Source organism: Citrobacter sp. Marseille-Q3906 (assembly GCF_916618775.1).
Classification (GTDB): Bacteria; Pseudomonadota; Gammaproteobacteria; order Enterobacterales; family Enterobacteriaceae; genus Citrobacter; species Citrobacter murliniae.
Genome location: NZ_CAKAKA010000001.1, coordinates 863,953 through 889,872, shown reverse-complemented (window position 1 = coordinate 889,872; position 25,920 = coordinate 863,953). Strand labels below are relative to the sequence as shown.

Annotated in this window: 23 protein-coding genes; 8 read left to right on the top strand and 15 right to left on the bottom strand. The window is 51.4% G+C overall.

All coding sequences use genetic code 11. The annotated features are described in order from the left end of the window. Positions 1-114: 114 nt before the first annotated feature. The 9 genes from bamA to rpsB form a co-directional block, all read right to left on the bottom strand. Positions 115-2,529: an outer membrane protein assembly factor BamA gene (gene bamA / locus LG384_RS04085; RefSeq protein WP_045440002.1), complete on the bottom strand. Its 2,415-nt coding sequence runs from the start codon at positions 2,527-2,529 to the stop codon at positions 115-117. 29 nt (positions 2,530-2,558) lie between these two features. After that, positions 2,559-3,911: a sigma E protease regulator RseP gene (rseP, locus tag LG384_RS04080; protein ID WP_045439992.1), complete on the bottom strand. Its 1,353-nt coding sequence runs from the start codon at positions 3,909-3,911 to the stop codon at positions 2,559-2,561. Between the two features lie 11 nt (positions 3,912-3,922). Next, positions 3,923-4,780 carry a phosphatidate cytidylyltransferase gene (cdsA, locus tag LG384_RS04075; protein WP_045439989.1) on the bottom strand — a complete coding sequence of 286 codons (858 nt, stop codon included), beginning with the start codon at positions 4,778-4,780 and terminating at the stop codon, positions 3,923-3,925. Positions 4,781-4,792: 12 nt separating this feature from the next. Then, on the bottom strand, positions 4,793-5,551 hold the full coding sequence (gene ispU / locus LG384_RS04070; RefSeq protein WP_045439986.1) for a (2E,6E)-farnesyl-diphosphate-specific ditrans,polycis-undecaprenyl-diphosphate synthase: 759 nt from the start codon (positions 5,549-5,551) through the stop codon (positions 4,793-4,795). 313 nt (positions 5,552-5,864) lie between these two features. Further along, positions 5,865-7,061, bottom strand: coding sequence for a 1-deoxy-D-xylulose-5-phosphate reductoisomerase (ispC, locus tag LG384_RS04065; protein ID WP_225760481.1), 1,197 nt, complete (start codon positions 7,059-7,061; stop codon positions 5,865-5,867). A 95-nt stretch (positions 7,062-7,156) separates the two neighbouring features. Continuing rightward, the gene (frr, locus tag LG384_RS04060; RefSeq protein ID WP_045439981.1) at positions 7,157-7,714 is read right to left on the bottom strand and encodes a ribosome recycling factor; all 558 of its coding nucleotides are present in this window, start codon (positions 7,712-7,714) and stop codon (positions 7,157-7,159) included. A 143-nt stretch (positions 7,715-7,857) separates the two neighbouring features. After that, on the bottom strand, positions 7,858-8,583 hold the full coding sequence (gene pyrH, locus LG384_RS04055; protein ID WP_045439978.1) for a UMP kinase: 726 nt from the start codon (positions 8,581-8,583) through the stop codon (positions 7,858-7,860). A gap of 146 nt (positions 8,584-8,729) precedes the next feature. Then, entirely contained in the window at positions 8,730-9,581 is an 852-nt protein-coding gene (gene tsf / locus LG384_RS04050; protein ID WP_045439976.1) for a translation elongation factor Ts, read from the bottom strand. Positions 9,582-9,717: 136 nt separating this feature from the next. After that, the gene (gene rpsB, locus LG384_RS04045) at positions 9,718-10,443 is read right to left on the bottom strand and encodes a 30S ribosomal protein S2 (RefSeq protein WP_003018553.1); all 726 of its coding nucleotides are present in this window, start codon (positions 10,441-10,443) and stop codon (positions 9,718-9,720) included. Between the two features lie 323 nt (positions 10,444-10,766). Here rpsB and map point away from each other — a divergent pair, with 323 nt between their 5' ends. The 4 genes from map to LG384_RS04025 all read left to right on the top strand — a co-directional run bounded on the left by map (position 10,767) and on the right by LG384_RS04025 (position 15,699). Further along, on the top strand, positions 10,767-11,561 hold the full coding sequence (gene map, locus LG384_RS04040; protein WP_045439973.1) for a type I methionyl aminopeptidase: 795 nt from the start codon (positions 10,767-10,769) through the stop codon (positions 11,559-11,561). 113 nt (positions 11,562-11,674) lie between these two features. After that, positions 11,675-14,347: a bifunctional uridylyltransferase/uridylyl-removing protein GlnD gene (gene glnD, locus LG384_RS04035; RefSeq protein ID WP_045439970.1), complete on the top strand. Its 2,673-nt coding sequence runs from the start codon at positions 11,675-11,677 to the stop codon at positions 14,345-14,347. Positions 14,348-14,378: 31 nt separating this feature from the next. Further along, positions 14,379-15,203 carry a 2,3,4,5-tetrahydropyridine-2,6-dicarboxylate N-succinyltransferase gene (dapD, locus tag LG384_RS04030; protein WP_198906405.1) on the top strand — a complete coding sequence of 275 codons (825 nt, stop codon included), beginning with the start codon at positions 14,379-14,381 and terminating at the stop codon, positions 15,201-15,203. 109 nt (positions 15,204-15,312) lie between these two features. Beyond that, on the top strand, positions 15,313-15,699 hold the full coding sequence (locus LG384_RS04025; RefSeq protein ID WP_045439967.1) for a DUF3461 family protein: 387 nt from the start codon (positions 15,313-15,315) through the stop codon (positions 15,697-15,699). Between the two features lie 94 nt (positions 15,700-15,793). Here LG384_RS04025 and cdaR read toward each other — a convergent pair whose 3' ends face one another. The 3 genes from cdaR to dgt form a co-directional block, all read right to left on the bottom strand. Further along, the gene (gene cdaR, locus LG384_RS04020; protein WP_003018564.1) at positions 15,794-16,951 is read right to left on the bottom strand and encodes a DNA-binding transcriptional regulator CdaR; all 1,158 of its coding nucleotides are present in this window, start codon (positions 16,949-16,951) and stop codon (positions 15,794-15,796) included. A 149-nt stretch (positions 16,952-17,100) separates the two neighbouring features. Further along, a complete protein-coding gene (gene degP / locus LG384_RS04015) occupies positions 17,101-18,534 on the bottom strand; it encodes a serine endoprotease DegP (RefSeq protein ID WP_045439965.1) in 1,434 nt (477 codons plus the stop codon). A 129-nt stretch (positions 18,535-18,663) separates the two neighbouring features. Then, positions 18,664-20,181, bottom strand: coding sequence for a dGTPase (gene dgt, locus LG384_RS04010; protein WP_048222031.1), 1,518 nt, complete (start codon positions 20,179-20,181; stop codon positions 18,664-18,666). Between the two features lie 83 nt (positions 20,182-20,264). Here dgt and mtnN point away from each other — a divergent pair, with 83 nt between their 5' ends. The 3 genes from mtnN to LG384_RS03995 all read left to right on the top strand — a co-directional run bounded on the left by mtnN (position 20,265) and on the right by LG384_RS03995 (position 22,516). After that, entirely contained in the window at positions 20,265-20,963 is a 699-nt protein-coding gene (gene mtnN, locus LG384_RS04005) for a 5'-methylthioadenosine/S-adenosylhomocysteine nucleosidase (RefSeq protein WP_045439962.1), read from the top strand. Beyond that, a complete protein-coding gene (btuF, locus tag LG384_RS04000; RefSeq protein WP_045439959.1) occupies positions 20,956-21,774 on the top strand; it encodes a vitamin B12 ABC transporter substrate-binding protein BtuF in 819 nt (272 codons plus the stop codon). Before mtnN ends, btuF begins: the two co-directional genes overlap by 8 nt. Before the next feature lie 118 nt (positions 21,775-21,892). After that, the gene (locus LG384_RS03995) at positions 21,893-22,516 is read left to right on the top strand and encodes a TRIC cation channel family protein (RefSeq protein ID WP_045439956.1); all 624 of its coding nucleotides are present in this window, start codon (positions 21,893-21,895) and stop codon (positions 22,514-22,516) included. Between the two features lie 100 nt (positions 22,517-22,616). Here LG384_RS03995 and erpA read toward each other — a convergent pair whose 3' ends face one another. Genes erpA through clcA form a run of 3 tightly spaced genes read right to left on the bottom strand, consistent with a single transcriptional unit; the run spans position 22,617 to position 24,464 of the window. Continuing rightward, entirely contained in the window at positions 22,617-22,961 is a 345-nt protein-coding gene (gene erpA / locus LG384_RS03990; protein ID WP_008786260.1) for an iron-sulfur cluster insertion protein ErpA, read from the bottom strand. Further along, a complete protein-coding gene (gene yadW, locus LG384_RS03985; RefSeq protein WP_136345333.1) occupies positions 22,954-23,019 on the bottom strand; it encodes a small protein YadW in 66 nt (21 codons plus the stop codon). The genes erpA and yadW overlap by 8 nt, the downstream gene beginning before the upstream one ends. 23 nt (positions 23,020-23,042) lie before the next feature. Next, on the bottom strand, positions 23,043-24,464 hold the full coding sequence (gene clcA, locus LG384_RS03980) for a H(+)/Cl(-) exchange transporter ClcA (protein WP_045439953.1): 1,422 nt from the start codon (positions 24,462-24,464) through the stop codon (positions 23,043-23,045). Between the two features lie 168 nt (positions 24,465-24,632). Between clcA and hemL the strand changes: the two genes are divergently transcribed. Continuing rightward, positions 24,633-25,913, top strand: a complete 1,281-nt coding sequence (hemL, locus tag LG384_RS03975) for a glutamate-1-semialdehyde 2,1-aminomutase (RefSeq protein WP_048222032.1) — start codon at positions 24,633-24,635, stop codon at positions 25,911-25,913. Positions 25,914-25,920: the final 7 nt, after the last annotated feature.

Sequence of the window (25,920 nt, the reverse complement as noted above, 5' to 3'; positions counted from 1 at the left end):
CCTTACCATCCCATTTGCATCCGAAGATGCAGTTCTTTGCGTGGCCAGGCGATCCCATGCAAGATCGCCTAAAGTCATCGCTACACAACTCTTACATTCCTTTGTGAAGAACAATTACCAGGTTTTACCAATGTTAAACTGGAACTGCTCTTTTTTGTCTCCCTCATAATCCTTAAACGGCTGGGCGTAGGAGAAGACCAACGGCCCCAATGGGGACATCCATTGTAATGCGATACCTGCAGACATACGGATGTTGCTCGGATCGCTGTAGTCTGGATAACCAGAATACTTCGCGGAATCCCAGTTAGTATCCCAAACGGTACCCATATCCCAGAAGAAGGAAGTACGGACCGAGTTGGCATACTTGTCGCTAATAAACGGCGTCGGAGTAATAAACTCCAGGCTGGCGACAGCCATGGCGTTACCGCCCACAGCATCATCCGATTTACACGGTGCAGTATTGGTAGTGTCACACTCGTTGTCATAATCGTCATCATTATTATAACGATTAGCCGGTAAATAGACGGCTTTCGGACCGATAGTGTTCGACTGGAAGCCACGCACAGTGCTGGAACCACCGGCATAGAAGTTCTCATAGAACGGCATCTCTTTGCCGCCTATACCGTCACCGTAACCCCACTTAGTACGACCCAGAACAACCCATTTATGGTCGTCATCGATCGGCACATAGGTCGCAGTATCCAACGTCGCTTTGTAGTATTCGTTATCAGAACCAGGAACCGTCACTTTACCGTTCAGGTTGACACGCGTACCTTCCGTTGGGAAGTACCCACGGTCCAGCTTGTTGTATGTCCAACCGTAGTTGAAGGTGAAATCGTCCGATTTGAAGCTATCAGCGTCAGGATTCTCACCCATGGAAACCAGATATCGCTGCATCGCAACCTGTGGATCCATGTTAGACAGGGAGTTATGCACATAACCCAGACCCGCACGCAACGTATTGTATTCGTTGATCGGGAAGCCCAGCGTTACGTCTGTACCATAACTTTTGTTGGTATAGTCGGACAGATCCGCATCATCCGCTTCAAAGTCGTTATAGAAGACGCGACCACCAAGGCTGACACCATCAACGGTGAAATACGGGTTGGTAACAGACAACTCAGTATAGGTCTGATAGTCGTTTTTGGTGCCGTTAATACCGACCGAATAACCGGTACCTAACCAGTTATCCTGCTGAACGCCCGCCTGGAAGCTAACGCCGCTCTCTGTACCGTAACCGACGCCGAAGTTGAAGCTACCGGTGTTACGTTCTTTCACCTTATAGACCACATCAACCTGATCCGGACTACCCGGAATACGCTGAGTATCAGTGTCCACGGTTTCGAAGTAGCCCAGACGATTCAGACGTTCTTTACCCTGATCGACCAGATCGCTACCCAACCACGCGCCTTCCATCTGGCGCATTTCGCGACGCAGCACGGAATCTTTAGAGGTGTCGTTACCTTCAAAACGGATCTTACGAACATAGAAACGGTTACCCGCATCCACATTTACACGTAATTTTACGGTTTTGTCTGCATCGTTGATTTCAGGTTGCGACTGTACACGCGGGTAGGCATAGCCATAGCGACCCAGAAGCTTCTTGATATCATCTTCCATTTTGGTCACTTTGGTGCCGTTATAGAGTTCGCCCGGCTCGATTTTCGTCAGGGTCTCAATCTCGGCAGAGTGTCCGGCAAGGTTACCGCTCACTTGCACCCCAGAAAGTTTGTACTGCTCGCCTTCTGTGATGTTGACAGTGATATAGATACCTTTCTTATCCGGCGTCAGGCTGACCTGCGTGGAGTCAATGTTGAAACGAGCGTAACCGCGATCCAGATAGTAGCTGCGCAGGGTTTCGAGATCGCCCGCCAGTTTCTGTTTCTGATATTTACGATCGCCTACGACGTTCCACCACGGCACTTCATCACGCAGTTGGAAGTGAGAGATAAGCTCGTCGGTTGTAAAGGCGTGGTTACCGACGATATTGATCTGTTGGATCTTCGCCGATACACCTTCCTGGAACACCAGTTTGAGATCAACGCGGTTACGCGGCAACGGTGTTACCACCGCTTTCACACTGGCGCTGTACTTACCGACGCTATAGTAGAAATCTTCCAGGCCTTTTTCGATATCGGCAAGGGTTGTGCGATCAAGAGATTCGCCAACACGCACGCCAGACGCCTCGAGGTTCTGCTTAAGCATGTCGTCTTTCACCGATTTGTTACCGGAGAAAGTAATGCTGGCAATCGTCGGACGTTCTTTTACCTGAACCAGAAGGGTATCACCATCGCGCAGGACGCGGACATCCTCAAAGTTTCCGGTGGCGAACAGGGCGCGAATGGTATTACTGATGTCTTCATCATTAACCGTGTCGCCTGTACGCACCGGCATACTAAGGAGAGCCGCACCAACGGCGACTCGCTGTAGGCCTTCGAAATGAATGTCCTTCACTACGAACCCTTCAGCACCGTATACGGTGGCGCTGCTAAACAGCAGCGACGCTATGAGCAACTTTTTCATCGCCATCGTTATTATGCGTTCTTCCTAACACTCTCTTACAACCGAGAGAAATCATTGAAAAGTGCAAGCCCCATTAACAACACCAGCAAAATAGAGCCAATGCGATAACTAAAGTCTTGAACCCGCTCGGATACCGGACCGCCCTTCAGCTTTTCAATCGCCAGGAACAGCAGATGCCCCCCGTCAAGAACGGGCAACGGAAACAGGTTGATTATCCCTAAGTTCACGCTGATAAGCGCAAGGAACATCAGGTAATAAATTACCCCGAACTCCGCTGACATCCCAGCCCCCTGGGCGATAGAAATCGGCCCACTGAGGTTGTTCAGTTTTACATCACCGGTAATCAATTTTCCCAGCATACTGACCGTCAGCTTCATCAACTGCCACGTTTTATCCGTGGCTTCGAGGATGGCGCTGAACGGCCCATACTGGCGTACAGTCTTGTACTCATCAGGCAGAGGGATAATTTTAGGCACAACGCCTGCAAAACCTTCCGCCTTTCCATTACCCGGTTTGGTATCCGGGATTAATGTTAAAGACAAGGGACTCCCCTGCCTTTCAATTTCGAGCGCTAACGGCTTACCTGGATTATCGCGCACCAACATCACGAACGTCATCCATTGCGTTAGCGGTTGACCATCGACTTTAACGATCCTGTCGCCAGCTTGCAAACCCGCCTTGCTTGCAGCGGAGTTAACCTGCACTTCTGACAGCACCGGTTCAATCTGCGGACCGCGCGGGCGAATCCCCAGACTAGAGACAGGATCCTCTTTATCCGGCTCAAATGCCCAATCGCGCAGATCCAGCGTTTTGTCCTGTCGCTGGTTGCTGCCAAACTGCGCCACGCTGATGGTCGTATGCTCATCGCCGATTTTGGAGACCAGCTGCAACCGCACAGTATCCCAATCTGGGGTTTCGATGCCATCAACAGCTTTTAGTTCCGTACCAGGCAAAATTTGCGCCTGAGCGGCGATCGAATTAGGTGTGATCTCACCAACAACCGGACGCACACCAGGGACACCGATGATAAAGACCAACCAGTAGGCAAAAATAGCAAAGATGAAGTTTGCAATTGGGCCTGCAGCGATAATGGCAGCACGTTGCCCAACTGTTTTATTGTTGAAGGCGTGGTGGCGCAGCTCCGGTATAACCGGCTCAGCACGCTCATCCAGCATTTTGACGTAGCCGCCGAGTGGGATCAGGGCGATGACGTATTCAGTACCCAGTTTATCGGTACGACGCCAAAGCGCTTTTCCAAAGCCAATGGAAAAGCGCTCGACACGGACTCCACAGCGCCGGGCAACCCAGAAATGACCAAATTCATGCACAGTGATAAGCACACCGAGTGCGACGATGAATGCAGCCAGATTCCAGAGAATACTCAGCATAAGACCATCCGTTAGAGTGTCCTGAATACCAGTAACAACAGGCAAGCAAAGACCGGTACTGCAGCCGTCAGGCTATCAATGCGATCCAGAATACCACCGTGCCCTGGGATTAAGTGACCACTGTCCTTAATACCTGCTTCACGCTTAAACATACTCTCGGTCAAGTCACCCAACACGGAGGCCAGGGCTGCAACGATAGAGCAAATGAGCAAGGTGACAGGCGCAACATCAAGATTCGCCCACATACCATAACCCCATGAGATCACAGCAGCAGTGGCGAGTCCGCCAATAAAACCTTGCCAGGTTTTACCAGGAGAGACCTTCGGCGCCAGTTTATGCTTGCCAAACAGCTTTCCAAACATATACGCACCAGAATCCGCTCCCCAGACGAGGATCATGACATAGAGCAGCCATACCGCGCCACTATAATGATTCTCATCATAATGCCAGGCTCGTAGCGCCAGCATTCCCCAAAAGAAAGGGACAATGGTTAAGATGCCGAAAATTATGCGTAATACCTTTGAATTACGCCAGACTGCCGCTGAACCGGGGTAAAATAACACCAGTAATAGCGCTACAGCCCACCAGCCTAACGACGCCCAAAGCGACAATTCAACCAGCGGCTGGTGAATATTGTGATGATATTCAGGCAGCAAAAACAGCATCAGTGCCAGCAGTAGCCCACACAGAACCGCCAGCCAGACTCGCTGCGTGCGAGTGGCAAAACCGCTTAACTGTCCCCATTCCCAGGCTGCCAGCATACAAACGACCAGCGTAACAATGGCGAACCCCACCGGCGGCAACAAAAACAGCGCCGCGATGACCACGGGTATTAAAACAAAAGCAGAAATCAGGCGATACTTCAGCAAAAGCGACCCCCATCAGGCTTTTTCATCACCGGGTTCGGTGCCGCCGAAACGACGCTCTCGATTAGCAAAGGCATGCAGCGCACCTTCAAAGTCTTGTTCATCGAAATCGGGCCAGAGAACATCCGTAAAGTAAAGCTCGGCATAGGCAATTTGCCACAGCAGAAAATTACTAATGCGGTGCTCTCCCCCAGTCCTTATTACTAAATCCACCGGAGCCAGCTCATGCATGCAAATTTGTTGACCAAGCTTCTCTTCATCAATTTGCTCAGGACGCAGCAGACCTTCCTGCACCTGTTGTGCCAGTTGTCTGACTCCCTGGACAATATCCCACCGTCCACCGTAATTCGCAGCAATATTCAGCGTTAACCCGGTATTTTGGGCGGTAAGCGCTTCCGATTTGCGGATCCGTTCTTGCAAACGTGAGTTAAATCGACTGATATCCCCGATAATACGCAGACGAACGTTATGGCGGTGCAGGTTTTTCACTTCGCTATCAAGCGCCCACACGAACAATTCCATTAACGCGCTCACTTCCTGCGCAGGTCGGTTCCAGTTCTCACTGCTAAAGGCATACAGCGTTAACGCATCAATACCGTTATTGGCAGCAAAAGAGACAGCCCGGCGGACGGATTTTGCTCCGGCCTTATGCCCAAAGGCGCGAATCTTCCCTTGCTTTTTCGCCCAGCGGCCATTGCCATCCATAATAATGGCTACATGGCGGCAGCCATGTGCTGGCAAATTTTCGCTTAATGGTTGAGTTGCAGACAACATAACGCGTTTTTAGTCCCTGAAAGGATTTTACGGTACTCAGGAATACTGAAGCCTTTTGCTCTTCATCCTTCAGGCTGCCTCTTTGTTAGCTGCGCTCATTCGCCCCAGCCACATACTGATTGTATGCTCCTGGGAACTCATTCACTTGCCGTCTTGATGCAACCTGAATGATTTTGTGTATCCACAAAAAAGCCGTGTCAAACCACGGCTTACCCGACCGAAAAAAAGCAAATACCCACAATCGGGTGGCGCAGACTATATCACTGAAGCCCAACGCTAACAAATAGCACGATCCCCCGTAGAGGGATTATCATCAGCTTGAGAGTCGCGTCACTTGTTTTGTGGCAACTTCCCTGGCGATGGCATCGACCCTCAGCACGTCATCAACGCTCTGCGGTTCCTGCAAATCCATCTTATCCAGTACGGATAAATTTAGACGTGCGATATCAGTAAATCGAATCTGCTGCGCCAGGAATGCGGCAACGGTAATTTCATTCGCGGCGTTCAGCGCGGTTGTCGCGGCCTGCCCTTGCTCAAACGCGTCCATTGCCAATTTCAGGCACGGATAACGCTGGTAATCAGGTGCGGAAAAAGTCAACGCACTGAGTTTGCAAAAGTCGACAGGCTTAGCGCCAGACGTCACACGTTCCGGCCATGCCATCGTATGAGCAATCGGTGTACGCATATCAGGCTCACCCAACTGGGCCAGCACACTACCATCCTGATAACGCACCATCGAGTGAATCACCGACTGCGGATGAATCAGCACTTCCATCTGGCTTGCACTGGCATTAAATAACCAACGCGCTTCAATGTATTCCAGACCTTTATTCATCATGGTGGCGGAATCGACTGAGATTTTTCTTCCCATCGACCAGTTCGGATGACGGCATGCTTGATCGGGCGTCATTGAAACCAGATCCTGCAATGGCGTTTCACGGAAAGGGCCACCAGACCCGGTAAGCAGAACGGACATTACGCCATTTTGCTCAAGGTCAGCGTATCCCAGATTGTGTTGGATAGGTTGAGGTAAACTCTGAAAAATCGCATTATGTTCGCTATCTACCGGCAAAAGCTGCGCTTTGTTGCGTTTCACGTCGTCCATAAACAGACGTCCGCAGGTCACTAAAGACTCTTTATTTGCCAACAGAATACTTTTGCCCGCACGGATTGCCGCCAGCGTCGGTAATAACCCCGCTGCGCCGACAATCGCCGCCATCACCTGATCGACGTCATCCAGCGCAGCCATATCACAGGCTGCCTGTTGCCCACTCATCACCTCAGTGCGACTTCCGTACTCCTGAAGTGCGGCTTTCACCAGCACTGCGCTTTTTTCATCGTCCATCACCGCATAGCGGGGAGAAAACTCCAGGCATTGCTCTACCATGCGGGTGACATTTTTACCCGCAACCAACGCAGCAACTCGAAACTTTTCCGGGTTATGGCGTACTACATCCAGCGTACTGCAACCAATAGAGCCGGTTGAGCCCAGAACGGTTAATTGCTTCATCAGACATCCAGAAGAATTGAGACAGGATAAAAAGCAAAACGCCGCCAGTTGATCCTCACAGATCCCCCAAGCGGCGTTTTAAACGTACAGGCGAATCAGAACTGCATCAGTTCCGCTTCTTTCTCTGCCAGCGCCGCATCAACTTTCTTGATTGCTGCGTCAGTCAGTTTCTGTACGTCGTCCTGAGAACGGCGATCGTCATCTTCGCTGATCTCTTTATCTTTCAACAGAGCTTTTACTTTATCGTTGGCATCACGGCGTACGTTACGTACAGCAACACGAGCCTGTTCAGCTTCACCACGCACAACTTTCGTCAGATCTTTACGACGCTCTTCGGTCAGCGGAGGCAGCGGAACGCGGATATCGGTACCCGCAGAACTTGGGTTCAGACCGAGGTCGGAAGCCATAATCGCCTTCTCAACAGCCGGCCCCATTGAACGGTCAAACACGTTGATTTTAAGAGTACGGGAATCTTCAACCGTTACGCTTGCCAGCTGACGCAGCGGAGTTGGTGTGCCGTAATATTCTACGACAATACCGTCCAGCAGGCTGGGAGAAGCACGACCCGTGCGAATTTTGCTGATTTGGTTTTTGAACGCTTCTACGCATTTATCCATGCGCACTTCAGCATCTTTTCTGATATCGCTAATCACGTTACGAATCCTTGAAAACTTGTCTCAGACAGACCAGACGGAAGCACTGATGCGCTAAGTATAGTCTTGTTTAAAATATGCCACCGGGTAAGTGACCCGCTTGATTAAAGCGGAATCTTACCCGTATTTGGCCTCGACGGAAATTATTCCGTGATTAAAGTGCCTTCTTTTTCACCCATAACAACACGGCGCAAGGCACCTGGTTTGTTCATGTTGAAGACACGAATCGGTAATTTGTGGTCACGAGCCAGCGTGAACGCAGCCAGATCCATCACTTTCAGTTCTTTATCCAGTACTTCACTGTAGGTCAGTTGTTCGTACATGGTAGCGGTTGGATCCTGAGCCGGATCGGCGGTAAATACGCCATCAACTTTAGTGGCTTTCAGAACCACATCCGCTTCGATTTCAATACCGCGCAGACAGGCTGCAGAGTCAGTAGTGAAGAACGGGTTACCGGTACCCGCGGACAAAATAACAACGCGGTTGTTACGCAGCAGGCTGATAGCCTCTGCCCAGCTGTAGTTGTCGCACACGCCGTTCAGCGGAATAGCAGACATCAGGCGAGCGTTCACATAGGCGCGATGCAGTGCGTCACGCATTGCCAGGCCGTTCATAACTGTTGCCAGCATGCCCATGTGGTCGCCCACAACGCGGTTCATACCCGCTTTTGCCAAACCTGCACCGCGGAACAGGTTACCACCGCCAATCACTACGCCAACCTGAATGCCCAGTTCAACAAGTTCTTTAATCTCTTGCGCCATACGGTCAAGGATGCTTGCGTCAATACCGAAACCTTCAGTCCCCTGCAATGCTTCGCCGCTCAGTTTAAGCAGAATGCGTTTGTAGACGGGTTTTGCGTTGGTAGCCATTTTCTTTCCTGCGAGTGTCACGAATGGGATGATTTAAATCGGGTGACATCATGTGTTTCCTGCCGTTTGTTGCCTACTGGAACTGGCTGATTTTCACATGACGGGTACAAAAAGGAGCCGCCCTGAGGCGGCTCCGGACAGTACAATTAAGACTGTTTAGACATTGCAGCAACTTCTGCTGCGAAGTCAGCTTCAACTTTCTCGATGCCTTCGCCCACTTCAAAGCGGATGAAGCCAGTCACGTCAGCGTTGTGCTCTTTCAGCAGCTGGCCAACGTTTTTGCTCGGGTCCATTACGAAAGGCTGACCAGTCAGAGAAACTTCACCGGTGAATTTCTTCATACGGCCTTCAACCATTTTCTCTGCGATTTCTTTCGGCTTACCAGACTGCATCGCGATGTCCAGCTGTACCTGGTATTCTTTCTCTACCACTTCAGCAGACACGTCTTCTGGTTTAACGAATTCTGGTTTGCTTGCAGCAACGTGCATCGCCAGGTGTTTAACCAGCTCTTCATCAGCGCCTTTAGCCGCAACCAGAACACCGATGCGCGCACCGTGTTGGTAGTTGCCCAGAACGTCGCCTTCCAGGATTGCAACGCGACGGATGTTGATGTTTTCACCGATTTTAGCAACCAGCGCAACACGCTCTTCTTCGAACTGTGCTTTCAGGACTTCAACATCAGTCACTTTACCTGCTACAGCCGCGTCCAGAACTTTGTCTGCGAACGCCTGGAAACCACCGTCTTTAGCAACGAAGTCAGTCTGGCAGTTAACTTCCAGAATCACACCGAAGTTGCCTTCGATTTTGGTTTTGATCACGCCGTCAGCAGCAACGTTGCCTGCTTTTTTCGCAGCTTTGATCGCACCAGATTTACGCATGTTTTCGATTGCCAGCTCGATGTCGCCATTAGCTTCAGTCAGTGCTTTTTTGCAATCCATCATGCCTGCGCCAGTACGCTCACGCAGCTCTTTTACCAGGGATGCGGTAATTTCAGCCATTCTAAAATCCTCGGAAGATTTGATCTGCCCGGCATTAAACCGCACAGATTTAAAAGTGAAAAAGGGGGCCTAATACAGGCCCCCTAACCAAACGTGATACTACCTGGTCTATAAGGGCTCTAACGAGCGTGCCTTATTATTCAGCTTCTACGAAGCTTTCTTCCGCCTGGGAAGCCAGATCCTGAGAACGGCCTTCACGAACGGTTGTAGCTACAGCGCCCAGGTACAGGGTCACAGCACGGATTGCGTCGTCGTTACCCGGGATAACGAAGTCAACACCGTCCGGATCAGAGTTGGTATCAACGATAGCAAATACCGGGATACCCAGGTTGTTTGCTTCTTTGATAGCAATGTGCTCGTGGTCAGCATCGATTACGAACAGAGCGTCCGGCAGACCGCCCATGTCTTTGATACCGCCCAGGCTGTTTTCCAGTTTCTCAAGCTCACGGGTGCGCATCAGCGCTTCTTTCTTGGTCAGCTTTTCGAAAGTACCGTCCTGAGACTGAGTTTCCAGATCTTTCAGACGTTTGATGGACTGACGAACAGTTTTCCAGTTAGTCAGCATACCGCCCAGCCAGCGATGGTTCACGAAGAACTGGTCGCAGCTGTTAGCAGCTTCTTTCACCGCTTCGCTTGCAGCGCGTTTAGTACCAACGAAAAGGATTTTACCTTTACGAGCAGAGATCTTGTTCAGTTCAGCCAGAGCTTCGTTGAACATCGGTACAGTTTTCTCAAGGTTGATGATGTGAACTTTGTTACGCGCACCGAAGATGAACGGCTTCATTTTCGGGTTCCAGTAACGGGTCTGGTGACCGAAGTGAACACCAGCCTTGAGCATGTCGCGCATGGAAACAGTTGCCATGATTAAAACCTCTATATATAAAAGTTGGGGTTAAGCCTCCACGCATCCCATATTACCGACCCCAAAGGGCACCCCGGAATATGTGCCGATACGTGTGTGTTGTTACACAAAGTGAGATTTGTCGCTTCAGTCCATCTTGTGTATCTGAGAATGGAACGGAAGTCCGGCGCGCTTTATACCACAAATACGCCGCAGACACCAATAATTGTTGGCGGTCTGTGCTGTTAATGATTCTCAATTTGGCAGCAAGTACGCCGGACTGTTACCATTGGCAGCACTTACACAATTATTGTCGAAATCATCGACACTGATGGACAGAATTCATGGCTATCTCAATCAAGACCCCTGAAGAAATCGAAAAAATGCGCGTCGCTGGTCGTCTGGCCGCTGAAGTGCTGGAAATGATCGAACCGTTTATCAAACCGGGTGTCAGCACCGGCGAACTGGATCGCATCTGTAATGACTACATAGTGAATGAGCAGCAGGCTATATCCGCCTGCCTGGGTTATCACGGTTATCCGAAGTCTGTGTGCATCTCTATTAACGAAGTGGTATGCCACGGGATCCCGGATGATGCCAAACATCTGAAAGATGGCGATATCGTCAATATCGACGTGACTGTCATTAAAGACGAGTTCCATGGCGACACCTCAAAAATGTTTATTGTCGGCAAACCGACAATTCTCGGCGAGCGTCTGTGCCGCGTTACGCAGGAAAGCCTGTATCTGGCGCTGCGGATGGTAAAACCAGGCATTCGTCTGCGCACGCTGGGCGCTGCGATTCAGAAATACGCGGAAGGAGAAGGCTTCTCTGTGGTTCGCGAATACTGTGGTCACGGTATTGGCCGCGGCTTCCATGAAGAACCTCAGGTTCTGCACTACGATGCTGACGATGGCGGTGTAGTACTTCAGCCGGGCATGACCTTTACCGTGGAACCGATGCTGAATGCGGGGGATTATCGCATTCGTACCATGAAAGACGGTTGGACGGTGAAAACCAAAGACCGTAGCTTGTCTGCACAGTACGAGCATACTATTGTAGTTACCGAAAACGGCTGTGAAATTCTGACGTTACGCAAGGATGACACCATCCCGGCGATCATCAAACACGACGAATAATTTTTTGCCTGATGGCGATGTCCCCGCATCTTATCAGGCCTACAAATTGCTCTACTTCGTAGGCCGGATAAGACGTTAGCGCCGTCATCCGGCTTTTTAATGGGTGGCGCACAATGAATACTCTTCCTGAACAGCACGCAAATACTGCCCTCCCCACCCTGCCTGGCCAACCGCAAAATCCTGGAACCTGGCCACAGCATGATCTCAACTGTACCGGGATTAAAACGCATATCGATACTTTCCAGCACTGGTTAGGCGAAGCGTTTGACAGCGGTATTTCTGCCGAACAGTTGATTGAAGCCCGCACCGAATTTATTGACCAGTTGCTGCAACGCCTGTGGATTGAAGCTGGCTTCGGCCAGATCGCCGATCTGGCGCTGGTTGCCGTCGGTGGCTATGGGCGCGGTGAACTGCATCCGCTTTCCGATATTGACCTGCTGATCCTGAGTCGTAAAAAGCTGCCTGACGCCCAAGCTGAGAAAGTCGGCGAGCTGTTAACGTTACTGTGGGACGTCAGGCTGGAGGTCGGGCACAGCGTGCGTACGCTGGAAGAGTGTCTGCTGGAGGGGTTGTCAGATTTAACCGTCGCCACCAACCTGATTGAAACGCGCCTGCTGATCGGCGACGTAGCGCTGTTTCTTGAGCTACAGAAACATATTTTTAGCGAAGGTTTCTGGCCGTCTGATAAATTTTACGCCGCCAAGGTGGAAGAGCAAAATCAGCGCCACCAGCGCTATCACGGTACCAGCTACAATCTGGAGCCGGATATCAAAAGCAGCCCGGGCGGCCTGCGCGATATCCACACCCTGCAATGGGTTGCCCGACGCCATTTTGGCGCAACCTCGCTTGATGAAATGGTCGGGTTCGGTTTTCTGACGCTGGCGGAGCGCGCCGAACTCAACGAATGTCTGCACATCCTTTGGCGCATTCGCTTCGCACTGCATCTGGTGGTCAGTCGTTATGATAACCGTCTGCTGTTCGACCGTCAGTTGAGCGTAGCCCAACGGCTTAACTACAGCGGCGATGGCAACGAGCCGGTCGAACGGATGATGAAAGACTATTTTCGCGTCACGCGTCGGGTGAGTGAACTAAACAACATGCTGCTACAGCTGTTTGACGAGGCTATCCTCGCCCTGCCTGCGGATGAAAAACCACGCCCGATTGATGATGACTTTCAACTGCGCGGTACACTGATTGACCTGCGCAACGATGATCTGTTCATCCGTGAACCAGAGGCGATTCTGCGAATGTTTTACACTATGGTGCGTAACAGCGCGATCACTGGAATTTATTCCACAACGTTGCGTCATCTGCGCCATGCCCGCCGCCATTTAACGCAACCGCTGTGCTACATCCCGGAGGCCCGCTCGCTGTTTCTCAGCATGTTGCGACATCCAGGCGCAGTGAGTCGCGGTCTGCTGCCAATGCACCGCCACAGTGTTTTGTGGGCCTATATGCCGCAATGGTCGCACATCGTCGGCCAAATGCAGTTTGACCTGTTTCATGCCTACACGGTGGATGAACACACCATCCGAGTGATGCTAAAGCTGGAAAGTTTTGCCAAGGAAGAGACTCGTCAGCGCCACCCGTTGTGTGTGGATCTCTGGCCGCGCCTGCGCCAGCCGGAGCTGATTCTGATTGCCGCGCTGTTCCACGATATCGCCAAAGGACGCGGCGGCGACCACTCAATTCTTGGTGCCCAGGACGTTCTAAAATTCGCCGAATTGCACGGACTAAATTCCCGCGAAACACAACTGGTCGCCTGGCTTGTACGCCAGCATCTGCTGATGTCAGTTACCGCTCAGCGTCGTGATATTCAGGATCCTGAGGTGATTAAGCAATTCGCAGAGGAGGTGCAAACAGAACATCGTCTGCGCTTCCTGGTCTGCCTGACGGTAGCGGATATTTGCGCCACTAACGAAACCCTATGGAACAGCTGGAAGCAAAGTCTGTTGCGAGAACTGTACTTCGCCACAGAAAAACAGCTACGTCGTGGAATGCAAAACACGCCGGATATGCGCGAGCGCGTACGCCACCACCAACTTCAGGCACTGGCGCTGCTGCGTATGGATAATATTGATGAGGAAGCGCTACACCATATCTGGTCGCGCTGTCGCGCCAACTATTTCGTGCGCCACAGTCCAAACCAGTTGGCTTGGCACGCACGTCATCTGCTACAGCATGATCTGAACGATCCCTTGATTTTACTCAGCCCACAGGCAACACGAGGCGGGACAGAAATTTTCATCTGGAGCCCGGACCGTCCTTACCTGTTTGCTGCGGTCTGTGCAGAACTGGATCGTCGTAATCTTAGCGTCCACGATGCGCAGATTTTCACTACACGTGATGGAATGGCGATGGATACGTTTATCGTGCTGGAACCGGATGGTAGCCCGCTGTCATCAGACAGACACGAAGCGATCCGTTTTGGGCTGGAGCAAGCGATCACTCAGCGTAGCTGGCAGCCGCCGCAGCCACGTCGTCAACCGGCAAAATTACGTCACTTTACCGTCGACACCGAGGTCACTTTTCTGCCGACACATACTGACCGTAAATCATTCCTGGAGCTTATCGCGCTCGACCAGCCTGGACTGCTGGCGCGGGTCGGACAGATTTTTGCCGATCTGGGAATTTCGCTGCATGGCGCCCGAATTACAACCATTGGCGAGCGAGTAGAAGATTTATTCATAATCGCAACAGCCGACCGGCGTGCCCTTAATAATGAGCTGCAACAGGAAGTGCATCAACGGTTGACAGAGGCCCTCAATCCAAACGATAAAGGGTAATGTTTTTTATTTATATGGAAAGAGTTTAACAATGCAGCAGTTACAGAACGTTATTGAGTCCGCTTTCGAGCGCCGTGCCGACATCACTCCGGCAAATGTGGATACCGTAACCCGTGAAGCGGTTAATCAGGTTATTTCTCTGCTGGATTCCGGTGCACTGCGCGTCGCAGAAAAGATTGAGGGTCAGTGGGTCACTCATCAGTGGCTGAAAAAAGCGGTACTGCTCTCTTTTCGTATTAACGATAACCAGGTTATCGATGGTGCGGAAAGCCGCTACTTCGATAAAGTACCAATGAAATTCGCCAACTATGACGAAGCGCGCTTCCAGAAGGAAGGCTTTCGCGTAGTGCCGCCTGCGGCTGTGCGTCAGGGTGCATTTATCGCCCGTAATACGGTTCTGATGCCGTCATACGTCAATATCGGCGCATACGTTGACGAAGGTACCATGGTTGATACCTGGGCTACCGTAGGTTCGTGTGCCCAGATTGGTAAAAACGTCCACTTGTCTGGCGGTGTTGGCATCGGTGGTGTACTGGAGCCATTACAGGCTAACCCAACCATCATCGAAGATAACTGCTTCATTGGCGCACGCTCTGAAGTCGTAGAAGGCGTAATTGTCGAAGAAGGTTCCGTTATCTCTATGGGCGTTTACATCGGCCAGAGTACGCGTATTTATGACCGCGAAACGGGTGAAGTACATTATGGACGTGTCCCGGCCGGCTCCGTTGTAGTATCAGGCAACCTGCCGTCGAAAGATGGTAAGTACAGCCTTTACTGTGCGGTGATCGTGAAGAAAGTTGATGCTAAGACGCGGGGAAAAGTCGGTATTAACGAGCTGTTACGCACCATCGACTAACGGTATTTTGAAAAAGCGGGCCTGGCCCGCTTTTTTTACATCTGCGAGTGGCATAAACAAGGCTTTTCGTTAATTATTCAATGGTTATAGTGAGCTTAAGGGTACCGCTATGTATGACAATCTGAAAAGTCTGGGCATTACCAATCCTGAAGAGATCGATCGTTACAGCCTGCGGCAAGAAGCCAATAACGATATCCTGAAAATCTATTTCCAGAAGGATAAAGGCGAGTTTTTTGCCAAGAGCGTAAAGTTTAAATATCCCCGTCAGCGTAAAACCGTGGTCGCCGATGGCGTTGGCCAGGGTTACAAAGAAGTGCAGGAGATAAGCCCGAACCTGCGCTACGTGATCGACGAACTGGATCAGATCTGTCTGCGCGATCGTAGTGAAGTCGATCTTAAACGCAAGATCCTTGATGATTTACGTCATCTGGAAAGCGTCGTCACCAACAAGATCAGCGAGATTGAAGCCGATCTGGAAAAACTAACGCGTAAGTAAGCAGTTTATTGCCGGATGGCGGCGTCTTACGCCTTATCCGGCCTACAGGTATATCCTCGTAGGCCTGATAAGCGTAGCGCCATCAGGCAACCAATCAATGCTGCTCATCCAGTTGTAACGCCACATACAGCAACAACCTGTCATCAAAATTTCCCAAATCCAACCCGGTCAGCTCAGAGATACGATTCAGGCGATATTCCAGCGTATTACGATGGATAAACAATGCCTTAGATGTCGCCAGCGGCTGCACGTTATGACGAAACCACGCCGCTAATGTCCGCCGCAGCAAGCCGTTGTTATCCATCGCTTTCAGCCTTACCAGTGGGCGCGCCAGCTCATTAGCCTGCCAGCCGCCGCGCAGGCTGTCCAGCAGCACCGGCAGCATCAAATCCTGGTAGAAATAGCTGCGACTTTCCGGCATACGTTGCTTTCCGACCATCATGGTCGTACGTGCCGTTCGATATGAACGGGCAATACTGCCTGGTCCGGTAAAGTAGTTACCCAGAGAAACGCGAAAGCGCAACTGCCCATTCTCTTTCATCCGGGCAATTAACTGCTCGACGCGCTTACGGTGATCTTCCGCATCCCAGCGACCAAACTGATTAAGCGCAGGCTTCAGCACCACCATCTCGGTAAGAGAAACAATCGCAATCAGGTTATTACGCTCAGGCGTAGTCAGGGCATTTTGTAGCTGCTGCAGTTCTGCCATGGCACTGTCAACGCCAAGCTGCCCACTGTCAACTTCCACCACCGCCACCACGCGCGGCTGGTTCAAATCAATGCCTAAACGTTGTGCCCACTCCATCAGCGCCGGAGTATTTTCTTCGGCCTGAATCAGGTTCATCACCAACTCTTCACGCAGACGACTGTCCTGCGCGAGCAGATGCATCAGACGCGACTGTTCCAGCATCATTTCCGCGGTCATACAAACCAGTTCACCATACTTGCGCAGATGTTCCGGTTCGCCGGTTAAACCAATAACGCCAACAATTTCACCTTCGAGCCGTAGTGGCAGGTTTATCCCCTGGCGCACACCGTGCAGATGCCTGGCGACGGCATCATCGATATCCACCACGCGCCCCTGCGAAAGCACCAACAGTGCGCCTTCGTGCAATTCACCAATACGCTCGCGATCGCCGCTGCCGATAATCCGCCCACGGGCATCCATTACGTTGATATTGGTATCAATGATGCGCATCGTGCGTGCCACGATATCCTGCGCCATTTTGGTATCAAGATGCCAGCCAGCCATAAACCCTCCTGTGAGCAGAGCTCAAGCATAAGGAAGATCATACGCAGCAACATTGTGCAAATGCACAAAGCGAAGAAGAGAAGTATGGAGTTGTGGTAAGTATCACAAAAAGAAACCCCTCCCTGGTAACAGGAAGGGGTTTGAGAGGATTACTGCATCAACAGATAGATTGAGGTGTCACCACGCTGAATATTCAGCGCCAGAACAGACGGTTTGCTGTCGAGGATTTTGCGCAGTTCCGCGATATTTTTCACCGGTTGCTGATTGGCACCGATAATTACATCCCCTTTCTTCAGGCCAATCTGAGCCGCCGGAGTATTCGGTTTCACATCGCTTACCACGACCCCTTTGTCCTGGCCTTTGTTGCTCATATCCGCACCTTCAATACCTTTGAAGATGGAGCTGGAATCTACCTGAGTCTGGCTACTCTGCTGCAGTTCCAGGTTCACCGTGACCGGTTTACCGTCGCGCAACAGACCAAGGCTGATTTTGCTACCTACGGGCATCGTGCCGACCTGCGCACGCAGCGCGGCAAAACTGCTGATAGGCTTACCGTTCAGCGAGGTAATCACATCCCCGGCTTTGATACCGGCTTTCGCTGCGGATGAATTCGGCATGACCTGACTGACGAATGCGCCACGCTGTGCGTCAACCTTCATGGCTTTGGCCAGCTCAGAGTTCAGTTCAGTGCCCAGAATACCCAACTCACCACGTTTAACCTGGCCAAACTCAACCATCTGCGAGGTCAGGTTTTTCACCATGTTGCTTGGGATAGCAAAACCGATACCGATATTACCGCCGTCAGGCGCGAGGATCGCGGTGTTAATCCCAATCAGCTCACCGTTCAGGTTGACCAGTGCGCCACCGGAGTTACCCCGGTTAATCGCGGCGTCCGTCTGGATAAAGTTCTCGTAGTTTTCCGCATTCAGACCGCTACGCCCCAGCGCAGAAACGATACCCGAAGTTACCGTTTCACCGAGGCCAAACGGGTTACCAATGGCGACAGTGTAATCACCCACGCGCAGCGCATCAGAGTCTGCCAGCTTGATCGCTGTCAGGTTCTTCGGATCCTGAATCTGGATTAACGCAATGTCAGAGCGCGGATCTTTGCCGACGATCTTCGCGTCAAATTTACGCCCATCGCTCAGTTGTACTTTAATCACCGTGGCGTTATCGACCACGTGGTTGTTGGTAACGACATAACCTTTAGCGGCATCAATAATAACGCCGGAACCCAGCGCCATAAATTTCTGCTGCTGCCCGCCACCATTACCTGCGCCCGGCGCACCGCCCTGGCAGAATGGTGAGCTCTGGAACGGAGAACCATCCTGGCAGAACGGGGAATTATCACCGAAGAACTGCTGGAAATTACGCGGCATACGCGGCGTATTCACCGTCGTGCTCCCCTCGACGTTAATACTCACCACCGATGGCATCACTTTTTCGAGCATCGGGGCCAGGCTTGGCATCTGCTGGGCCGTCACTGCTGAAGACGCTGTCTCAGCCGCCGTTGCAGACAGGGGGGACAACGCCAAACCTAAACTCAGAGCCAGTGCACTCATTGCTAATGTGGTTTTTTTCATGTGTTTCGTTCTCGATTAACAGATAACGCAAAATTGCTGTATACGTCAGAGTCGTTTTATAGCGCGAAGTTCCAGAGTAAAGTTTCAGGAAAAAGTAAAATTTTATTGTCAGTCTTTACAAATGAGTATTTATTGTTCTACCGCCATCAGTCGTCGGTATTCATCCCAGGCATACAAATCCGTCATCCCGCTGATATAATCCTGGATCAGGCGACAGCGATAATAATATTCAAAAACCGGATACTCTGCAGAAACAGACGATATTTTACTAACAGCCTCAACGTAAGCCAACCGATGGCGCGTAGACAGCTTTTGAAATAATCGCGACTCAATCGGAAAGTGTTTTAATCTTTCATTTTCAACCAGCGCGCTAAAGTCTGATTGCGTCATTTTTAATAACGGCTGATAGATTTCCAGTAGCCCACTGATAACCCGATACCCCTGTAATTCCAGTTGTTCAACATCGGGATGGCTAAACACATGTTTCATCGCCACATTTTTATAAACCCCGAGCAATTGGCTGAAGCTACTGGCGTCTTCCAACAGCGCGTGATTAAAGCTACCCTCAAAAATCTGCGGCAAGTTATCAATAAAACGCTGGGCCGCATACGGTACTAGTTTATTCAGCGTGTTGACTCGCAAATACATAAAAAACTGATCTTCCGTACTGCGACTTAATGTATTTGAGCGCGATTTCTCCCAGGCATTCTCAACAACCTGGGTAAACAGGGAACCTTTTTCGTGCTGTCCCCATGCCTCGTACAGATGGTGATAAAGTTGTTCGACACTGAAGATTCTTTTCTCAACGGCATCTTCCAGGTCGGCCACACAATAAGAGATATCATCGGCCGCCTCCATAATCCAGGTTAATGGAAAGCGACTGTAAGGTGCTAAAGATAATTCTTTACGCAACCTCTCAATATACGGCTCCTCGGAAAGGTAATATCCCGGTTTTTTCATTAAATAGTTATGTGTTGTCGGGGCAGCTCCGCGCCACCATGCCGGACGCGTATATTTTAAAATACCCCCAACCTGCGCCCAGGTAAGATTCATTCGCATCAAGGTATGTACCAACCGAATCCCCTGCGCATTACCTTCAAAGTGGCACAAATCCTGCCGCACTTTACGGCGGATATCATTGAGAGACTCTTCGCCTTCACGCAAACGCAGCGCCGCCACCAGGCAGCGGTCATCGCTTAAGGGCTGGCTTTCCGCATCCGCGGGAAAAAGTCGCTGGCGGAACCAGTCGTTAATCGCCGCTTCACCGAAGTGCCCAAACGGTGGATTACCAATGTCATGCATCAGACAGGACATTTCGACAACACTTTCAAAAGGGCCTGTCAGCTCATCCAGGCCATATTGTTCCAGCAACTTTAGCTCTTTTAGTCGGCTGAGGATCTCTTTTGCGATATAGCGTCCCACCTGCTGAACTTCCATCGAATGCGTCAGACGTGTGCGCACCGCTGCATTACGCTCCAGCGGAAAAACCTGGGTTTTTTGCTGCAGCCGGCGGATTGCCGGGGAGTTGATAATACGTCCGCGATCGCTTTCAAAAATTCGCAGGATCTCATGCTCAGATTTCACGCCCTGCGGCGAACGGTAACGACGATGCCAGTTTATTTTTTTTCGGAAATCGATCTGTGCCATGTCCTCTCCCGCCTGAGAAATGCGCTACCCCTTAAGCGCATGATAGACTATGCCCTCAAATCTGGCTTATCGCGAGTAAATCTATGAAAATCGGCATCATTGGTGCAATGGAAGAAGAAGTTACGCTCCTGCGTGACAAAATCGAAAACCGTCAGACTATCTCCCTCGGCGGTTGTGAAATTTACACCGGCCAACTGAACGGTACTGAGGTTGCGCTACTGAAATCTGGTATCGGTAAAGTGGCTGCGGCACTGGGCGCAACGCTTTTGCTCGAACGCTGCAAGCCGGATGCCATCATTAATACCGGTTCTGCGGGCGGCCTGGCCTCTACGCTGACAGTCGGCGATATCGTAGTTTCTGATGAAGCACGTTATCACGATGCTGACGTTACCGCATTTGGCTATGAATTTGGCCAGTTGCCGGGCTGTCCGGCAGGCTTTAAAGCCGATCCCGCACTGATCACAGCGGCTGAGTCCTGCATCGCAGAACTCAACCTGAACGCCGTTCGTGGGCTGATTGTCAGCGGTGACGCCTTCATTAATGGATCTGTTGGCCTGGCAAAAATTAAACATAATTTCCCGCAGGCAGTTGCTGTAGAAATGGAAGCCACGGCAATTGCGCACGTTTGCCACAACTTTAAAGTCCCGTTCGTGGTGGTTCGTGCCATCTCTGATGTCGCCGATCAGCAGTCCCATCTCAGCTTTGACGAATTCCTGGTTGTTGCCGCGAAACAGTCGAGCCTGATGGTTGAAACGCTGGTACAGAAACTGGCGCATGGCTAAATTAATGCCCAGGGCGCTGGCCGCCCTGCTTTTCACTCTTCCGGTGTGGCTCTGTGCCGCACCGCGTGTAGTTTCACTCTCCCCTGCTAACACCGAACTGGCCTTTGCCGCCGGCATTACCCCGGTCGGCGTCAGCAGCTACTCAAACTACCCGCCCGAGGCCAAAAATATTGAAGAGGTCTCAACCTGGCAAGGCATGAATCTGGAACGCATCGTGGCGCTCAAACCAGATTTAGTTATCGCCTGGCGCGGAGGGAACGCCGAACGGCAGGTGAATCAACTGACCGCCCTGGGAATTAAAGTTATTTGGGTGGATGCGGTAACCATTGAGCAAGTCGCAGACGCGCTGCGCCAACTGGCGGCGTGGAGTCCCAGACCTGAACAGGCAAAACAGGCCGCGAAAACCTTGCTTGATGAGTATGCTTCACTAAAATCACAGTATGCCAACAAACCGAAAAAACGTGTGTTTCTTCAGTTTGGCGCAAATCCGTTGTTTACCAGTGGGAAAGGCTCCATTCAGCACCAGGTTCTTGAGGTCTGTGGCGGAGAAAACATCTTTGCCGGCAGCCGGGTCCCCTGGCCGCAGGTCAGCCGCGAACAGGTTCTGGCAAGAGCGCCTCAGGCTATCGTTACCACCGGAAATTCGGGCGAAAATCTTAAAATCGAACAATACTGGGGAAATCAGCTAAAAATCCCGGTTATTACCCTTAATAGTGACTGGTTCGAACGCGCGAGCCCGCGTATTATCCTCGCCGCAAAACAACTCTGTAATGCGCTTTCACAGATAAATGAGACACAAAATCATTCATGATGCCTCGAGGCAGCAAGTTAATGAATCCCCGGAAGCGTACAAATAATACGTGACAGGGGTAACTAACGCAGCCAACAAAGAGGCAGCCTGAAGGGTGATGTGTATTGGGGATTCGACAATGCTCGTCTATTGGCTCGATATTGTAGGCACTGCGGTATTTGCTATCTCTGGCGTATTACTGGCCGGGAAATTGCGTATGGACCCCTTTGGTGTCCTGGTCCTCGGCGTTGTTACCGCAGTAGGCGGCGGCACGATCCGCGATATGGCACTGGATAACGGGCCGGTATTTTGGGTTAAAGATCCTACCGATCTGGTTGTTGCCATGATCACCAGCATGCTCACGATCTTACTGGTGCGCCAGCCAAGACGATTACCCAAGTGGATCCTTCCGGCACTGGATGCTGTCGGTCTGGCGGTGTTCGTCGGCATTGGCGTTAATAAAGCATTTCTCGCCGGAACCGGACCACTGGTGGCAATTTGTATGGGAGTGATCACCGGCGTAGGTGGCGGGATTATTCGCGACGTGTTAGCACGTGAAGTACCGATGATTTTACGTACAGAAATCTACGCAACTGCCTGTATTATTGGCGGGATTGTTCACGCCACGGCGTTTTATACTTTTTCAGTACCGCTGGAAAACGCCAGCATGATGGGGATGATCGTCACATTGCTGATTCGGCTTGCCGCTATTCGCTGGCATTTAAAGCTACCGACGTTTGCGTTAGATGATAATGGTCGATAATTTGACGACGCGGGATACACAGGCCGGATAAGACGTTTACGCCGTTATCCGACAAATTGCCCGGCGGCGCGACGCTTACCGGGCAGACAGAATCAGCTCATCAAATGCTGAAGGAAGAGCCACACCCGCAGGTGCTTTTAGCGTTCGGGTTCGTCACAACGAAGCGGGAACCTTCCAGACCTTCGGTATAGTCAACCGCACCACCCACCAGATATTGCAGGCTCATTGGATCAACCACCAGACCAACGCCTTGTTTCTCAATGGTCATATCACCTTCGTTAACTTGATCATCAAAGGTGAAACCATACTGGAAACCGCTGCAACCACCACCGGTGATATACACGCGTAATTTCAGATTCGGGTTATCTTCGTCAGCGATCAGGCTTTTTACTTTATTGGCTGCTGCTTCTGTAAATTGCAGTGGCAGCGCTACGTCATCACTCATATTTTGCTCCAAACGACATTGGCAATTGGATAAATTTCAACCCAATATTTTGGGCCATTATCTAATACCCTGGTATTTCGTTCAAGTATTCTCGCCAGCAGCTGTACTCTGGCTTTTCGCCGCCTGCTCCGCTTCCTGTTTTGCCAGCGTACGTGCAAGAATAGTCGAGTATAGCGGCTTTCCGCCCATAAATTGGGCTAATAGTGTTGCGCCAAGACAGGTAATAATCATTGGCAAAATGAGCTGGTAGTTATCAGTCATTTCCAGAACCAGCACAATGCCCGTTAATGGTGCACGTACTGAAGCCGCCAGCAACGCCCCCATTCCGGCAATAGCAAACGTCCCGGCTTCCAGATGATACTGCGGAAAAGACGCCGCTGCAGCCATGCCAAATGCGGTGCCGAGCAATGTACCCAGCGCCAGCATCGGTGCAAATATCCCACCGGGCGCACCGGAGGAGAAGCACAGCAGCGTGGTGATGACCCTGGCAACAAAAATAAACAGCAGTATTCCAACACTGAAATTGCCCGCTGCTGCGATAGGGATCAGGTTAAACCCACCACCTGCCGCTTCAGGTTTTATTAAACCGAGGATCCCACACAGACCGCCGATAGCGCCCCCCATCAGCACCCACTTTTTAATTTCGCCGCCGTGGAAGCGTTGAAACATATCCTGGGTCCGCAACACCATCGTATTGAATAACGGTCCGACACAACCAAAAATAATTCCAAGGACGAGATATAACCACAGCGTATTAACCGGTGCATTGGAGAGCTTCCCGACTTCAATGATCGGGGCCTCGCCGTTAAAAATACGGAACACAATGCTGGACATAATAACGCCGGTAAATACGGCTTTAATCGATACGAGGTTGTAACGGAACTGCGGACGCATCTCTTCAAGAATGAACAGGATACCCGCCAGAGGCGCATTAAAAGCGGCCGACAGACCGGCTGCAGCACCGGTAGCCAGCAGAGTATGGCGCGCTTCAGCGCTACGCATACGGAAAACATCAAGCACCATGCGTCCGATATTGCCGCCAATTTGCACCGTCGGCCCTTCTCGTCCAAGCACCATCCCGGCACCCAGCGTTCCCATACCGCCGATAAACTTCACCGGCAATACACGCCACCAACGCACCGGGCGCAACTCTTCCAGTGCACCTTCGATCTCTGGAATCCCCGAACCACCCGCTTCCGGCGCAAATTTACGCACCAGGAAATAACCGACCATTGCCAGCAGCGCAGAGAGAATAAACGCCAGCGGCCACACCAAAATGGCATGATCGGCGACCTGTGCCAGCGTGCCTATACGCAGGTTCTGTACCCAGGACACAGCTTTCTCAAAAGCAACACCAACAAGTCCAGTCACGGTACCGACAACAGCCGCCATAAAGAGGATCGCCAGCGGCGTCTTGTCCCGATCAAGTAGTCGACGGATCTGATCCCTGCGCCGTAAACGCACAATTTGCTGTGCTTCAAAAGAGGGAGAGTCTGTTTTCATTAGATGATCATTAATTGGTAATACAAATACGGAATCGGCATTCTACTCGCACATTTCGTGAAAATCCCCTGCAAATCGTATTGTTTCAAATGCGCAAAACTTTCATAACCTTCTCTGAATAACTAGAATAGCGGGCATTCACTTTTTCTACGAACCAGGACCCCATCCATGAGTAAGTCTGAAAACCTCTACAGCGCAGCACGCGAACTTATCCCCGGCGGCGTTAACTCCCCTGTTCGCGCCTTTACCGGCGTGGGTGGTACTCCGCTGTTTATCGAAAAAGCAGACGGCGCGTATCTGTATGACGTCGATGGTAAAGCCTACATTGATTATGTTGGTTCCTGGGGCCCGATGGTGCTGGGCCATAACCACCCGGCTATCCGCAATGCGGTGATTGAGGCTGCAGAACGTGGCCTGAGCTTTGGTGCGCCAACCGAGATGGAAGTGAAAATGGCGGCGCTGGTCACTGAACTCGTGCCAACCATGGACATGGTGCGCATGGTCAACTCCGGTACCGAAGCGACGATGAGCGCCATCCGTCTGGCGCGCGGCTTCACCGGACGCGATAAAATTATCAAATTTGAAGGATGCTATCACGGTCATGCTGACTGCCTGCTGGTAAAAGCCGGCTCCGGCGCACTGACGCTGGGCCAGCCGAACTCTCCGGGCGTTCCGGCAGATTTCGCTAAGCATACTCTGACCTGTACTTATAACGATCTCGCCTCTGTACGTGCAGCATTTGAACAGTATCCGCAAGACATTGCCTGCATTATCGTGGAGCCGGTCGCTGGCAACATGAACTGCATCCCGCCGCTGCCGGAATTCCTGCCTGGTCTGCGCGCGTTGTGCGATGAGTTTGGTGCGCTGTTGATTATCGATGAAGTAATGACCGGTTTCCGTGTCGCGTTGGCTGGCGCGCAGGATTACTACGGCGTCGTTCCGGATCTGACCTGTCTGGGCAAAATCATCGGTGGTGGTATGCCTGTTGGTGCATTCGGTGGTCGTCGCGATGTCATGGACGCGCTGGCACCAACCGGACCGGTTTATCAGGCTGGTACGCTGTCTGGTAATCCAATTGCCATGGCGGCAGGATTTGCCTGTCTGAATGAAGTTGCCCAGCCGGGTATTCATGAAACATTAGATGAACTCACCACCCGTCTGGCAGAAGGTCTGCTGGAAGCCGCCCAGGAAGCGAATATTCCTCTGGTGGTTAACCATGTGGGCGGGATGTTCGGGATTTTCTTCACCGAAGCAGAAACCGTGACCTGCTATCAGGACGTAATGGCATGCGATGTCGAGCGCTTTAAGCGTTTCTTCCACATGATGCTGGATGAAGGGGTTTATCTCGCGCCATCAGCCTTTGAAGCTGGCTTTATGTCCGTCGCGCACAGCATGGAAGATATCAATAACACCATCGACGCCGCACGTCGGGTGTTCGGGAAGTTGTAAAAAGCAG